This window comes from Streptomyces sp. MK37H, from assembly GCF_018035285.1.
GTDB classification, from domain to species: domain Bacteria; phylum Actinomycetota; class Actinomycetes; order Streptomycetales; family Streptomycetaceae; genus Streptomyces; species Streptomyces endocoffeicus.
In genome coordinates this window covers 1-14071 of sequence record NZ_JAAAYH010000239.1, presented here as the reverse complement: position 1 = coordinate 14071, position 14071 = coordinate 1, and the positions used below count along the sequence as shown (strand labels likewise).

The following is a 14071-nucleotide window of genomic DNA, read 5'->3' as shown; positions in this document are numbered from 1 at the left end:
AGCCAGGGCTGGGTGCGCAGCCAGCCGGAGCGGACCAGGTCCCCGGTGCCCTCGGCGGGCGGCGGCCCGGGGTGGTTCTGGGTGTCCAGCCAGCGCAGATAGGCATGGCGGACGACGGCGGTCTCGGACCCTTCGAGGCCCTTGGACGAGGTTCTGGCGTGGGCCCGTATCAGGCCCTCGGCCGTGAAGAGTGTCATCTGGGTGTCATCGGTGACCCGGCCCACGACTCCGCTGCCGTCCGGGACGAGGGTGGTGACGCCCGCGGCGCCGTGGGTCTCGCGGATCGACCGCAGGGAGAGGAACTCGATGGGATTGCCGAGGGCGTCGCCGATCGCACCGCCCAGCAGGCAGCCGCGGATCCGGGCCCGCTTGGCGGCCGTTTCGTCCCATGACTGGCGGATCACTGGCAGCTCCTCATTGTCCTCGTCCCATGCCGTCCCGTATGGATGCACACGACATGATCTCAGGTGTCGGTGGGCGCCCCCGGGCGGTAGATTCGAGAGGGCGGAAAGCGTAAGGAAGCAGCCGAAAACGGGAGATACGGTGCCATGCCGATGCGGCTGATCCGAACGGGCGATGAACCGATCCACGCGCGCAGTCCGCTGCGGATGCGGCTGGGACTGGCCACGTGGGGGCTGCTCTGGACACTCGGCGGCACGGTGGCCTTCGCGGTCGTGGGCCGACCGGGGTGGGCGGCGGCGTGCGGGGCGCTCGCCGTCGTCACGCTGATCGACCTCGTCCTGGTCATCCGGCACATCCGGCAGGGGCCGCACTATCAGCCGGGCCGGGATGTGCCGCCGTACGCGCCGATCGCCGAGCGCAGGCGGAGCCGTGGGAGGCGACGGGCTCCGTAAGGGCGGCGACGGGCTCCGTAAGGGCATCGCCGCTGAAGCGTGGGCGCCGTGAGGCGTCGCCGCCCTGGAGCGCGTGGACGCCGTAAGGCGGGCATGCGCTCCGGCGGTGACGGGATATCGACGGCGGGGAGCGCCGCGTTCCGGGGGATACTGCCCAGTACCTGCTAAGTACCTGCCGCGACAGGGGGCCGTCATGGGGGTGCTGGCGATCGGCATCGCGCTCTGTGCGCTCGGACTGATGCTCTCCGGGACCGGAGAGCCGTACGGGCGGCGGGAGGCGCGGCGGGGACCGGATGCCGACCCGTACGACATCGCCCGTCAGCGCGGAGTGGCGCTCGGGCTCGGCGGGGTGGTGCTGCTGGGCGCGGTGGTCCTCGGCGGCTTCGCCCTCTGGGGCTGACCGGGGACGCAGGGCACGGGGACACGGGCGCCGCGCACCGTCGCGTACGGCCACATGCGGGCCCCGGCGAGCACCGCGGCTCAGCCCGCCCCGTCCAGGCCCTGTCCGGCGGATCTTCGCGGGCCCGCGACGCTTGGCACGGCGCCCCAGCTACCGCTGGGAGGTGCCCCCCGGCCGTGTTGTCGGGATCGCCCGAGTACGACCCGGTACGAGGACGATCTTCCGCCTTGCGATGCTCCCCCGGCTACCGCTGGGAGGTACCCCCTGCACCAGACGCCGCGGGCTGATCCACGAAGAACAGGACCTAGCCGTCCCGGCCGCCCTTCTCGTCGAACCGGGCCGCCTCCACGAAGTCCGGGCGCGGATCGAGCGCCGCGGCCAGCCGGAAGTGGCGGGTGGCCTCGGCCGAGCGGTTGGCCCGCTCCAGGGTGCGGGCCAGGGCGAAGTGCGCGAACGCGTTGTCCGGCTCGCGCTCCAGGACGAGCTGGAACTCCAGCTCCGCCGAGCGCAGCTGGGCCGCGCCGAAGAACGCGCGCGCCCGGAGCAGCCGGGCCGCCGTGTTCTCGGGGTGGGCGCTGATGACCGAGTCGAGCAGCTTCACGGCGCCCCGTGGATCTCGGGCGGCGAGCAGGTGCTCCGCGGCGCGGAAGTCGATGACGTGGGTCTCGGGCGTGGGCTCGGGCACAGCCGTTTCCTTCCCCGGGTACGTACTCGGTGGTGAGGCGGTGGATGGAGTGAGGGGATGGGATGAACCGTCACGGATGATCGTTCGCTACGGGGTGCACAACAATCACCCCGCACGCCGCATTCCCCGCCACGGGCCGCCGCACGCTCCGCGCCGCGCCCCGGCTCGGCGCGCCCCGCCCCGGCTCAGCCCCGTAACGCTCCGCGCGCACCGCGCCCCCGCTCAGCCCTCCGTGGCGGCCGCCCGCTGCACCAGGTCCGCCCAGACCTTTCTGACCTGCGGCTCCAGCGCCTCGATCGGGCCATTGTTGTCGATCACGACATCGGCGATCGCCAGCCGTTCCGCGCGGGTGGCCTGCGCCTCCATCCGGGCCCGCGCCTCGTCCTCGGCCATGCCGCGCAGCCGCACCAGCCGGTCCAGCTGGGTCTCGGGCGTGGCGTCCACGACCATGACCAGGTCGTAGAGCGGCGCCAGCTTGTTCTCGGCCAGGAGAGGGACGTCATGGACGACCACGGCATCAGCAGCGGCCGCCGCCTGGAGTTCGGCGGAGCGGTCCCGGACCAGCGGGTGGATGATCGCGTTCAGCGCGCTCAGCCGCTCCGGGTCGGTGAAGACGATCCCGCCGAGCCTGGGCCGGTCCAGACTGCCGTCGGCGGTCAGCACCTCGGGGCCGAACTCGGCGACCACGGCGGCCAGTCCCGGCGTGCCCGGCTCGACCACCTCGCGAGCGATCCGATCCGAGTCGATCAGCACCGCTCCCAATGAGGTCAGGATCCGTGAGACCTCGCTCTTGCCCGCGCCGATTCCGCCCGTGAGCCCCAGGTTCAGCATGGGGCCCACGCTATACGGCGCGCCGGTGGGGTCATCGGTCAGGCTCCGCCGTCGCCCTCGCGCTCGGCGAGGAACCGTTCGAACTCCGCGCCCAGTTCATCCGCCGAGGGCAGCTCGGCCGGCTCCGCGACCAGATTGCCGCGGCTCTCGGCCCCGGCCACCGCGTCGTACTGGTGCTCGAGGCCCCGGACGAGCGCGACCAGTTCCTCGTCGCCCTCCGAGATCTGCCGCTCGATCTCCTCCTGCGTCCTGAGGGCCTCGTTGCGCAAGGCGTGCGTCGGCCCCGGCAGCACCAGACCGGTGGCCGCCGTGATGGCCTCCAGCGCGGTGAGCGCCGCGTCCGGATAGGCCGACCGGGCCAGATAGTGCGGCACATGCGCGGCGACGCCGAGCACATCGCGACCCGCCTCGGCGAGCCGGTACTCGATCAGGGATTCGGCGCTGCCGGGCACTTGGGCCTCGTCGAAGTAGCCCCGATGACCGGGCATCAGATCGGTGCGATTGCCGTGCGGGGTGATGCCGACCGGCCGGGTGTGCGGCACGCCCATCGGGATGCCGTGGAAGTTCACCGCGAGCCGCACGCCCAGCCGCTCGACCATCTGGCGCACCGCCGCCGCGAACCGCTCCCACTCCACATCCGGCTCCGGCCCGGTGAGCAGCAGGAACGGAGCCGCGGTCGCGTCGCGCACCAGATGCAGCTCGATCTTCGGGGTCTCGTAGGCCGTCCACCGGTCGCGCTGGAAGGTCAGCAGGGGCCGACGGGCCCGGTAGTCGACCAGCCGGTCATGGTCGAAACGCGCGACCACCTTGCGCGGCAGGCCGTCGAGCAGCCGCTCCACGATCTGGTCCCCGGTCTCGCCGGCGTCGATATAGCCGTCGAAGTGGTACAGCAGCACCAGCCCGGCCGAGTCCCGCGAGGCTATCGCGTCGACCTCCGCCAGCCCGCTCGGTTCCCATGCGTACAACTCCTGCGGATCATGCACTGTGACCGCTCCTCCTCGTGTTCGCTCGCAAGAACACCGAACGGGGGCGGGGGCATTCCCCGGGCGGGATCCTCGATGGCCGAGCGGCCCCGAACCCCGTCTCCGAGGGGCCCACTTGGGCGGCGTTCCCAACGGCCCACCGGGGCGGACGGAAGGCGGCCCGATCTCGACGTCGGCGCACGTCGCGGGGTTGACGCGCATATGCGGCACACCTATCTTCGCCAGCCGTCAGCGGTTCATCATGTCATCGGGCGTTCACTGACCAGAACCCAGCGTGTTCACCTCTGGCCACGGCACAGGAAGGCAGTCTCCCATGCACTCCCCCGGCCGCACTCCCACCCGATTACGCACCCTCCTCACCGCCATCGCCACCGGACTGATCGCCACCGGCGGGCTGATGGCGGCGGGCATGACCGGGCGGGAGGCCCCCGCCGCCACCGCCGTCCCGATCTCCGTCGATGACACGGACGGGCTCAGGGAAGCCCTCGCCGGGGCCCGGCCCGGCGATACGATCCGGCTCGCCGACGGCAGGTACCACGGCAGCTTCGAGATCACCGCCTCCGGCACCTCCGGCTCGCGGATCACCCTCACCGGCTCCTCGAAGGCGGTCCTCACCGCGAGCGGCGGCTATGGGCTGCGGCTGAACGGCGCCTCGTACTGGACCGTCAGGGGGATCACGGTCCACGGCGCCAAGGAGGGCATCAGGATCGACGGCGCCCGGGGCGTGACCGTGGACTCCGTTTCGGTCAGCGTGCGGCGCCACGGGCATGCGTAAGGCCCGCTCCCCAGGGGGAGCGGGCCTTACCTGCTCAGCTGGTGCCGACTAGCGGCGGCTGGTCAGCTCTGGCCGCCGGCCAGCTTCTCGCGGAGCGCGGCCAGCGCCTCGTCCGAGGCCAGGGCGCCGGAGTTGTCGGCCGACTCCGAGGAGTACGAACCGCCGCCGGCCGCCTGCCCGCCCGGAGCCGGGGCGGCGTTGCCCGCCTCGGCAGCGGCCTGCTCGTCGGCCTCCCGGGACTTGATGACCTGCGCCTGGTGCTGCTCGAAGCGCTGCTGCGCCTCGGCGTACTGGCGCTCCCACTCCTCGCGCTGCTTCTCGTAGCCCTCGAGCCAGTCGTTGGCCTCGGGGTCGAAGCCCTCGGGGTAGATGTAGTTGCCCTGGTCGTCGTAGGACGCGGCCATGCCGTACAGGGTCGGGTCGAACTCGACCGCGGACGGGTCGGCACCGAAGGACTCGTTGGCCTGCTTCAGCGAGAGGCTGATGCGGCGGCGCTCGAGGTCGATGTCGATGACCTTGACGAAGATCTCGTCGTTGACCTGGACGACCTGCTCCGGGATCTCCACGTGGCGCTCGGCCAGCTCGGAGATGTGGACCAGACCCTCGATGCCCTCGTCCACGCGGACGAACGCACCGAACGGCACGAGCTTGGTGACCTTACCCGGGACGACCTGACCGATCTGGTGGGTCCGGGCGAACTGCTGCCACGGGTCCTCCTGGGTCGCCTTGAGCGACAGGGAGACGCGCTCGCGGTCCATGTCGACGTCCAGGACCTCGACCGTGACCTCCTGGCCGACCTCGACGACCTCGGAGGGGTGGTCGATGTGCTTCCAGGACAGCTCCGAGACGTGGACGAGACCGTCGACGCCGCCCAGGTCCACGAACGCACCGAAGTTGACGATGGAGGAGACGACGCCGGAGCGCACCTGGCCCTTCTGGAGGGTGGTGAGGAAGGTCTGGCGGACCTCGCTCTGGGTCTGCTCCAGCCAGGCGCGGCGGGACAGGACCACGTTGTTGCGGTTCTTGTCGAGCTCGATGATCTTCGCCTCGAGCTCCTTGCCCACGTAGGGCTGCAGGTCGCGGACGCGGCGCATCTCCACCAGGGAGGCGGGGAGGAAGCCACGGAGGCCGATGTCGAGGATGAGACCACCCTTGACGACCTCGATGACGGTACCGGTGACGATCCCGTCCTCTTCCTTGATCTTCTCGATGGTGCCCCAGGCGCGCTCGTACTGGGCGCGCTTCTTCGAGAGGATCAGTCGGCCTTCCTTGTCCTCCTTCTGGAGGACGAGGGCCTCGATCTCGTCGCCGACGGCGACGACCTCATTGGGGTCGACGTCGTGCTTGATCGACAGTTCGCGAGAGGGGATGACGCCTTCGGTCTTGTAACCAATGTCGAGCAGGACCTCGTCCCGGTCGACCTTCACGATGACGCCGTCGACGATGTCGCCGTCGTTGAAGTACTTGATCGTCTCGTCGATCGCGGCGAGGAAGGCTTCCTCGGAACCGATGTCGTTGACCGCCACCTGCGGGGTGGTGCGGGTTGCCTCGGTGCTGCTCGTCATGTGGAAAAGGGCTCCGGTACGGACATGAAGTCGTAGGTACTGCTACGCCGGGACCCTTATCGCACTGCCGAAGCCGGACAGCCTTGGAGACGCCGAATCTTTCCGATTTCAGGGATCGAAAAGCGCGAGCGCCTCGACAACCGAGGGGACATACAACAGATGCGAGCGCGGCCTGCTCCGTCCGAGGCGCACAGGCCCGCAGCGCAACTTGTAGCATACGGGGGCAGCCGGGCATGGTCAATGCACGAAGAGCACACGCGGGGAATAACCCCCGGAACCCGGCAAATTGCATGGTCCGTACTGCGACGCGGTTCTCACCGTGCCCCGCAGCCACAGGTCGATACAGAGAGTACGACGACGCGCGCGATGGTCCAAGAACACGAGCCCAGCACCCCTGAGGAGGCCGCCGAGCCGACGGCCACCCGCAGGATCGCCGACACGGCGGAGAGCAGCCGGGCCAGCCGGGGGTGGTGGGACCGCAACGCGGACGAGTACCAGGAGGAGCACGGCGCCTTCCTGGGCGACGACCGGTTCATATGGGGCCCCGAGGGGCTGGACGAGGCGGAGGCCGGGCTGCTGGGCCCGGTGGAGGCGCTCAAGGGGCGCGATGTGCTGGAGGTGGGCGCGGGCGCCGCGCAGTGCGCCCGCTGGCTGGCCGCCCAGGGGGCGCGGCCGGTGGCGCTGGACCTTTCCCACCGGCAGCTGCGGCACGCGCGGCGGATCGACGCGGAGGCGGCGGTCTCCGGGACCTCAGGGGTCTCCGGGACCTCCCGGGGCGGCGACGCGGCCGGGGTGGCGCTGGTGCAGGCCGACGCCACGGCCCTGCCCTTCCGGGACGGCTCGTTCGACCTGGCGTGCTCGGCGTACGGGGCGGTGCCGTTCGTGGCCGAGCCGGTGCGGGTGATGCGCGAGGTGCGCCGGGTGCTGCGGCCGGGCGGGCGGTGGGTCTTCTCGGTGACGCATCCGATGCGCTGGGCGTTCCCGGACGAGCCGGGGCCCGAGGGGCTGTCCGTCGCCGCCTCCTACTTCGACCGCACGCCCTATGTGGAGCAGGACGAGTCGGGCCGGGCCGTCTATGTGGAGCACCACCGGACGCTGGGCGACCGGGTGCGGGACGTGGTGGCCGGGGGCTTCCGGCTGGTCGACCTGATCGAGCCGGAGTGGCCCGCGTGGAACCACCAGGAGTGGGGCGGCTGGTCCCCCTTGCGGGGGAACCTCATCCCGGGCACGGCGATCTTCGTGTGCGAGCGGGACCGAGGCGAGCGTTGACCAACCCCGCGGACGCGCGCGCCGAGGCCCTGGACCGCCTTCCCGTACGCGAAGCCCTGCCCGAGCTGCTGCGCGCGCTCGACGACCGCGGGGTCGCCGTGCTGTGCGCGCCCCCGGGGACCGGTAAGACGACGCTGGTGCCGCTGGTGCTCGCCGGGCTGGTGGGCGGCGGACCGGTGCGGCGGGTGCTGGTGGCCGAGCCGCGGCGGATCGCGGCACGGGCCGCCGCGCGGCGGATGGCGTGGCTGCTGGGCGAGCGACCGGGCGGCAGGGTCGGCTTCACCGTGCGCGGGGAGCGGCAGGCCGGGCCCGGGACCGTGGTCGAGGTGGTCACGACCGGGGTGCTGGTGCAGCGGCTGCAACGCGATCAGGAGCTGGCCGGCGTCGATGTGGTCGTGCTCGACGAATGCCATGAGCGCCATCTGGACGCGGACACTGCCGCCGCCTTTCTGCTGGACGTCCGGGCCGCCCTGCGCCCCGACCTCCGGCTGATCGCCGCCTCGGCGACCACGGACGCGGAGGGCTGGGCACGGCTGCTCGGCGACGGCGGGGATGGCGGCGATGGCAGCGATGGCGGGACGGACCCCGGGGACGGCCCTGGGGAGCCCGCGCCGGTCGTCTCGGCGCCGGGGGTCTCCCATCCGGTGGAGGTGGTGTGGGCGCCGCCCGAGCGCCCCGTAAGGCCGCCGCACGGGATGCGGGTGGACCCCGCCCTGCTGGACCATGTCGCGGCCGTGGTGCGGCGGGCGCTGCGCGAGCGGGAGGGCGATGTGCTCTGCTTCCTGCCCGGCGTCGGGGAGATCGCCCGGGTGGCCGGGAAGCTGGGCGGGCTCACCGACGCGGAGATCCTGCAGGTGCACGGGCGGGCGCCCGCCGCCGTACAGGAGGCGGTGCTCGCGGGCGCGGACGGCGGGCGGCGGCGGGTGGTGCTGGCCACCTCGGTCGCCGAGTCGAGCCTGACCGTGCCGGGCGTGCGGATCGTCGTGGACTGCGGGCTGGCGCGTGAGCCCCGGATGGACCACGCACGCGGGCTGAGCGCGCTGACGACCGTAAGGGCGTCACGGGCCGCCGCCCGGCAGCGCGCGGGCCGTGCGGGGCGCGAGGCGCCCGGGGTGGTCTACCGCTGCTGGCCGGAGGCGGAGGACGCCCGGCTGCCGCGTTTCCCGTCCCCGGAGATCGCCGGTGCGGACCTTACGGCTTTCGCGTTGCAGACGGCGTGCTGGGGCGATCCGGACGCCACTGGGCTGGCCCTGCTGGATCCGCCGCCCGCCGGGGCGATGGCGGCCGCGCGCGAGACGCTGACCGCGATCGGCGCCGTGGACGCCGCAGGACGGGCCACCGAACGCGGCACCCGGATGGCCCGCCTCGGCCTCCACCCCCGCCTCGCGCGGGCGCTCATCGACGGCGCGAAGGAGGTCGGCGCGCGCCGGGCGGCCGAGGTGGTGGCCCTGTTGAGCGAGGAGCCCCCGAGGGAGTACGGCGACGACCTCGCCGCCGCCTGGCGCACCGCCCGCCACGGCGGCGACCCCTACGCCGCCCGCTGGCGCCAGGAGGCCCGGCGGCTCGAACACGCCCTGACCGCCGAGGCAAGCGCACGACGGGGCAGGGCCCGGGGCGGAGACGGTCCGGGGCACGGCGGCGATCTACGCGGCGGTGATGGTCCGGCGCACAGCAGTGGCGGCCCGGCACACGGCGGTGGCGGTCCGGCACACGGCGGTGGCGGTCCGGCACACGGCGGTGGCGGTCCGCACGGCGACGATGCCGTGGCGGGGCTGATGGCCGCGCTGGCGTTCCCGGAGCGGGTGGCCCGGCGGCGCGGCGAGCGGGCGTACCTCATGGCCGCCGGGACGGGCGCGGAGCTGGGTGACGGCTCGCGGCTGGGCGGGGCGCCGTGGCTCGCGGTGGCCGTCGCGGACCGGCCGGTGGCCTCCGCGTCGGCGCGGGTACGGCTCGCGGCGGTGACCGACGAGGACACCGTCCGGGCGGCCGCCGCGGCGCTGGCCTCGGAGGGCGAGGAGGTGCGCTGGGCGGACGGGGATGTCCTGGCGCGCCGGGTGGTCCGGCTCGGCGCGATCGAGCTGGTGTCCCGGCCGCTGACCGACCCCGATCCGGAGCCGGTACGGCAGGCGCTGCTGGAGGGGCTGCGCCGCGAGGGCATGGGGCTGCTGCGCTGGTCGGCGCAGGCCACGGCGGTCCGGCAGCGGATGGCGTTCCTCCACCGGGAGCTGGGCGGGGCCTGGCCGGATGTCGCCGACGAGGCGCTGCTGGACCGGGCGGACGACTGGCTCGGGACGGAGCTGGCCCGGGCCCGCGGGCGCGCCGACCTGGGACGGGTGGACGCCGGACAGGCGCTGGCCCGGCTGATGCCATGGGCCACGGGCGAGGCCGCGCGGTTCGCAGAGCTGGCGCCGGAGCGGATCGAGGTGCCGAGCGGCTCGCGGGTGCGGGTGGACTACGGCGCGGACCGGCCCGTGCTGGCGGTGAAGCTGCAGGAGCTGTTCGGCTGGCAGGAGGCCCCCCGGATCGCGGGCGGCCGGGTGCCGCTGCTGATCCACCTGCTGTCCCCGGCGGGACGCCCGGCCGCGGTCACCGCCGATCTGGCGTCCTTCTGGAAGGACGGCTACCGCTCGGTCCGCGCCGAACTGCGCGGCCGATACCCCAAGCACCCATGGCCCGAGGACCCGACCACGGCCGAACCAACCCGCCGCACCAACACCCGCCGCTGAGCGATGCGGCCGAGCGGCCGCACGACCGCTAGCGCTCAGTGGGTAGCGGTGCGCGGTGCGCCACGCGGGCGCAGTGGGACGACGGGACGCGCCGTAGGACGCGGGGCACTGGGGCACGCACCCAAGTGGCCCGCGCCGCTCAGGAGGCCGCGCCGCTCAAGGGGTGCGCGGCGCTCAGAGGACGCGCGGCACAGTGGGACAGCGGGAGGCGGTAGGCCACGGGACGCAGCGGGGACGACGGGACGCCGTACGACGCGGGACACTAAGGCACGCGCCCAAGTGGCCCGCGCCGCTCAGGAGACCACGCGGCGCAGTGGGACAGCGGGAGGCAGTGGGGACGACGGGACGCCGTACGACGCGGGACACTAGGGCACGCACCCAAGTGGCCCGCGCCGCTCAGGAGACCGCGCCGCTCAAGGGGTGCGCGGCGCTCAGAGGACGCGCGGTGCAGAGGCAGTGGGCCACGCGGCGCAGTATGACGCGGGGACGCCGTAGGCCACGGGCGGAGGCGGGCCGCGCGGCGCGGTGGGTCGCACGCGTGGTGCGCCGCGGGACGTAGAAGGAAACGCACGGCGCCGCGAGCCGCGGGACGCAATAGGAAACCCGGGGTCCAGCGAGCCGCGCAGCGCATCAGTGCCGGTGTCAGTCGGCCCAGGCGCGTAGGCGGCGGGCGGTTTCGCCGAGGCGGAAGCCGCTGATCTCCCGTATGTCGCGGACCAGTTTGACCATGGCGCCCGGCGGGGGCGCGATCGGCTCTCCGGACTCCTCCATGTACATCTGCGCGCAGGCCGCGCCGATCGTGGCGTTGTAGTCGGAGAACGGTTCGAGGATCAGTGAGGTGTGCAGAAAGGTCGCGGCGCGGGCGGCGGCCTCCTCGTAGTAGGGCTCGCCCGCGAACCGCTCGTAGCGGTGGCGCTCGGTCATGCAGTGCAGCGCACCCCAGTCCCGGACCGGGGTGTTCACCGGGGAGACCTCGACCTGGACGTTCAGCACCCAACCGGCATCGACGTACAGGATCACCGCATGCCGTGCGGGAACTCCCGCTCGAACTCGGCCTTGTAGGCCAGGGCGAACTTCACGGCGCCCTCGACGAAGCGCTGCTTCTGACGCCGCCGCACCACGTCCTCGGTCAGTATGTCGTGCGCCAGCCGCTTGATCGCGACGCCCTTCTCCCTCGCCTCGGCACGCAGCTCGGCCAGTTCCTGCTCGGTGAACTCAATCGTGATGCCAGGCATGGGCGGCATGCTAGCCACGCCCGTACCCTGATCACTACCGGCTTGGCCACCACGAGCGAATCGCGAGGACGGAAGTTGACGCGACGGCCGCGCCGCTCAGCACTCCAGCCTCAGGGCGAACTGCTCCCCCGTCGGGAACGGCTCGTCCACGGGGTGCGGCCCGACCCATATGAGCGCCTGCTCGAAGGTCATGTACGAGCCGTTGTCGACGCACTGGCCGACCACCACCGCATTGCCGCCGCAGCGCCATGCCGCGTAGTTCCACGGGTGGTCGCCCTTCTCGTCCCGCACCACGGTCTCCGGCTCGCCCAGGCGCTCGCTGAGGGCGTCCACGGCGGCGCGCCACCGGCCGTCGAAGCCGGAGCGGCCGGCCTCGCGGTCGAAGACCCAGCCGGGGTCGCCGGAGTGGTACTCGGCGAGCCAGTCGACATTGCCGCTGAGCCCGTCGGCCTGCAATTCCGCGTCGAAGTCGTCCGGTTCGTAGTAGTAACAGAACGGGATCATGCATTCGGTGTCGGCGTCGTCGGGCCCGCCGAACCATTCCGGGAGGACATAGTGCCCGGTGTTGGTGGCGTAGGACGACGTGCGGGAGCCGTCGGGCACCCAGCCGAAGCGCTTCGCGGCGGCCGCCGTGGCGCCCGGGTCCCACTCCAGGCGTGCCAAGTCGGCGATGTGGCCGATGAGTTCGGGGCCGGGGACGCAGCTGTTCACTGGCATGGTCATACGCTACGGCCCGCCACTGACAACGCGGGGGCCCACGCTACCCACTGACAACGCGGTCGGCGCCGCCGGGGCCGACGGCGGGCGCGCCGCGCGCCCGCGCGCCTCCAGCAGCAGCGCGAGCGCGAGCAGGGCCAGCCCGAGGATCAGGAAGCCCCACGGCAGATAGGCCGTGAGCAGCAGGACCAGCTGGCGCTGGGACTTGACCATGTCCACCGTGTGCCGGATGTAGTCCTCGCGCATCTTCACATGGCCGGAGAAGACGGTCACCCGGTCGCGGTCGCCCAGCAGCGTGCCGCCGCGCAGCTCCTCCTTGTGGATCTCCTGCCCATTGACCGGGGCGCCCGTGGTGGGCTCGACCCAGAACATCCGCTTGGTGCTGTACCAGCGGGAGGTGCCGGCCTTGCGGACGGTCTCGGGGGTGACGCCGTTGACCGGCATGGTCTTGGGCAGCGGCACCTTGGTCCAGGGGATGGTCTGCTCGAAGTAGTAGACCTCCAGGCCGCGGAAGTCGCGGGTGCCCTTGTAGTGGATGGGGGCGGAGGTGCGGGTCTGGGCGTCGAAGTAGCGGTAGTCGCGCTTCTCGGTGAGGAACGGCCACTTGTACTCGATGCCGTCGCGGCGCACCGCGTCCCCGTCGACATGTTCACCGCCCGCGTGCACCGGGTCCTGGGAGTGGGCGTCGAAGACATAGCGCTCGGGGATCTTGGAGACCATCTTGCCGTCGGGCCCGGCCACATACGACAGGGTGTCCCAGACGACGACATCGCGCCCGGTCGCCTTCCCGACCTTCTTCGCGGCGGGCACATTGCCACGCAGGGTCTGCACGATGCTGACCTTGGGAACGGTGCGGGGCTTCATGGTGCCGTAGTCGAGCAGCGTGGCCGGACTGGCCTCCATCACGGCCGTCTGGTACTCACTGGGCGGAATCCTGGCCAGCCGGGGATAGGCGTACCAGCGCAGCAGCGGCGCGAGGGCGGCGAAGAAGACGGCGAAGGCCAGCAGCACCAGGCTTGCTCTGCGGCGCATGGCGGATGTCCCTCCCTCAGGGGTGCTTGGGGACGGTGGTGAGCAGGGGTTCCGGGGAGGTCTCACCGCTGGGGGCGCCGATGGCCGTCATCGTGAGGACGATGGCGAGGGCGGCGGCGAGTCCGATCGCGGCGGCGACGAGAGCGCGCATACGGGGCCTCCTCGTGGTCGGTACGAGGCGCTGCCTGACGCTTCGTCAGGGATGGGGCACCGTAGCAACGGGGGGCGCAGATGAGAACACGAAGGCGTGAAAGCGTCACACCGCCCCTGGGCCCGGTGGGGGCTCAGGGGCGGTGCGGCGGACCGTGTGAGGGGCGCTTGGCTACGAGGCGGGGGCCTGGGTGACCGTCAGCTCGATGTCCAGGACGGCGCCGCCCTCGGCGGTGAGGCGGAGCAGGAAGGTGCCCGCCTGGTCATCGGTGAGGATCTTCGGCAGCGTGAGCTGGCCGAGGTCGTTGGTCTTCAGGGCGGCCAGGGTGCGCACCGGCTTGCCCTTGTCGTCCAGGAAGTAGGGCCCCTTGTCGTTGGGGATCGGGTCCTTCGCCGAGGTGATCATGGTGGCGGTCACCGGGACATCCGCCATGATCTTGCCCTTGTTGGTGGCCTTGACGGTGAGCGCGTCGGCGAAGGAGGCGCCGGTCCGGGCCGTGAGCTTCTTGTCGCCGATCCGGGCCAGCGCGTCGGCCTGCGGCACGGGCCGGGCCTTGACGGTGGCGGTGAACTCGACCGGGGCGGCCTCCCGCCCCACGGCGGTGGCGCGCACGGTGAAGGTGCCGGTCTTCTCGCCCGCGAGCAGCTTCGGCGCGGTGGCGGTGCCATCGGCGGCGGTCAGCACGGTGGCGGACTTGACCAGGCCGTGGAAGCGCGTGTCGGTGTCGCCGAGGATCTCGTACCGCACCCGGGCACCGGCCACCGGCTTGCCCGCGGTGTCCACGGCCTTGACGCGCGGCGACCGGTCGAACCCGGTGCCCGCGGTGGTGGACAGCTCCTTCGCGCCGA

Annotated in this window: 15 protein-coding genes and 1 pseudogene; 5 read left to right on the top strand and 11 right to left on the bottom strand. The window is 72.5% G+C overall.

From position 1 onward, the window contains the following. Positions 1-404 (bottom strand): ADP-ribosylglycohydrolase family protein (locus GWI24_RS28190; RefSeq protein ID WP_210948711.1); only part of this gene is annotated, 404 nt, incomplete at its 3' end. A 144-nt stretch (positions 405-548) separates the two neighbouring features. Between GWI24_RS28190 and GWI24_RS28185 the strand changes: the two genes are divergently transcribed. Both GWI24_RS28185 and GWI24_RS28180 read left to right on the top strand, forming a co-directional pair. Continuing rightward, complete coding sequence (locus GWI24_RS28185) at positions 549-854, top strand: DUF6343 family protein (protein ID WP_210948710.1); 306 nt, start codon at positions 549-551, stop codon at positions 852-854. 193 nt (positions 855-1047) lie between these two features. After that, the gene (locus tag GWI24_RS28180) at positions 1048-1254 is read left to right on the top strand and encodes a hypothetical protein (protein ID WP_210948709.1); all 207 of its coding nucleotides are present in this window, start codon (positions 1048-1050) and stop codon (positions 1252-1254) included. A gap of 304 nt (positions 1255-1558) precedes the next feature. Here the strand turns inward: GWI24_RS28180 and GWI24_RS28175 are convergent, their stop codons facing one another. The 3 genes from GWI24_RS28175 to GWI24_RS28165 form a co-directional block, all read right to left on the bottom strand. Continuing rightward, on the bottom strand, positions 1559-1939 hold the full coding sequence (locus tag GWI24_RS28175) for a tetratricopeptide repeat protein (protein ID WP_210948708.1): 381 nt from the start codon (positions 1937-1939) through the stop codon (positions 1559-1561). 222 nt (positions 1940-2161) lie between these two features. Beyond that, positions 2162-2770 (bottom strand): dephospho-CoA kinase, encoded by a 609-nt coding sequence (coaE, locus tag GWI24_RS28170; protein WP_210948707.1) that lies wholly within the window; start codon positions 2768-2770, stop codon positions 2162-2164. 38 nt (positions 2771-2808) lie between these two features. Next, positions 2809-3753, bottom strand: coding sequence for a PAC2 family protein (locus tag GWI24_RS28165; RefSeq protein ID WP_210948706.1), 945 nt, complete (start codon positions 3751-3753; stop codon positions 2809-2811). Positions 3754-4066: 313 nt separating this feature from the next. Here GWI24_RS28165 and GWI24_RS28160 point away from each other — a divergent pair, with 313 nt between their 5' ends. Beyond that, positions 4067-4528 (top strand): hypothetical protein, encoded by a 462-nt coding sequence (locus tag GWI24_RS28160; RefSeq protein ID WP_210948705.1) that lies wholly within the window; start codon positions 4067-4069, stop codon positions 4526-4528. A 62-nt stretch (positions 4529-4590) separates the two neighbouring features. On the opposite strand, the gene rpsA is transcribed toward GWI24_RS28160, so the two are convergent. Next, positions 4591-6093 carry a 30S ribosomal protein S1 gene (gene rpsA / locus GWI24_RS28155; protein WP_198269349.1) on the bottom strand — a complete coding sequence of 501 codons (1503 nt, stop codon included), beginning with the start codon at positions 6091-6093 and terminating at the stop codon, positions 4591-4593. A 366-nt stretch (positions 6094-6459) separates the two neighbouring features. Between rpsA and GWI24_RS28150 the strand changes: the two genes are divergently transcribed. After that, positions 6460-7362 carry a class I SAM-dependent methyltransferase gene (locus tag GWI24_RS28150; RefSeq protein WP_210948704.1) on the top strand — a complete coding sequence of 301 codons (903 nt, stop codon included), beginning with the start codon at positions 6460-6462 and terminating at the stop codon, positions 7360-7362. Continuing rightward, positions 7359-10088, top strand: a complete 2730-nt coding sequence (locus tag GWI24_RS28145) for an ATP-dependent RNA helicase (RefSeq protein WP_210948703.1) — start codon at positions 7359-7361, stop codon at positions 10086-10088. Before GWI24_RS28150 ends, GWI24_RS28145 begins: the two co-directional genes overlap by 4 nt. Before the next feature lie 642 nt (positions 10089-10730). On the opposite strand, the gene GWI24_RS28140 is transcribed toward GWI24_RS28145, so the two are convergent. The 6 genes and pseudogenes from GWI24_RS28140 to GWI24_RS28115 all read right to left on the bottom strand — a co-directional run. After that, positions 10731-11081, bottom strand: a complete 351-nt coding sequence (locus GWI24_RS28140) for a hypothetical protein (RefSeq protein ID WP_241787596.1) — start codon at positions 11079-11081, stop codon at positions 10731-10733. A 23-nt stretch (positions 11082-11104) separates the two neighbouring features. After that, positions 11105-11323 (bottom strand): hypothetical protein, encoded by a 219-nt coding sequence (locus tag GWI24_RS28135; RefSeq protein ID WP_020872172.1) that lies wholly within the window; start codon positions 11321-11323, stop codon positions 11105-11107. 96 nt (positions 11324-11419) lie between these two features. Further along, a complete protein-coding gene (locus tag GWI24_RS28130; RefSeq protein WP_247616988.1) occupies positions 11420-12040 on the bottom strand; it encodes a hypothetical protein in 621 nt (206 codons plus the stop codon). A gap of 9 nt (positions 12041-12049) precedes the next feature. Further along, entirely contained in the window at positions 12050-13072 is a 1023-nt protein-coding gene (locus tag GWI24_RS28125) for a DUF3068 domain-containing protein (protein ID WP_210948701.1), read from the bottom strand. 16 nt (positions 13073-13088) lie between these two features. Further along, complete coding sequence (locus GWI24_RS28120) at positions 13089-13223, bottom strand: SPW_0924 family protein (RefSeq protein ID WP_210948700.1); 135 nt, start codon at positions 13221-13223, stop codon at positions 13089-13091. A gap of 171 nt (positions 13224-13394) precedes the next feature. Further along, positions 13395-14071, bottom strand: a pseudogene (locus GWI24_RS28115) (lytic transglycosylase); the annotation flags it as partial.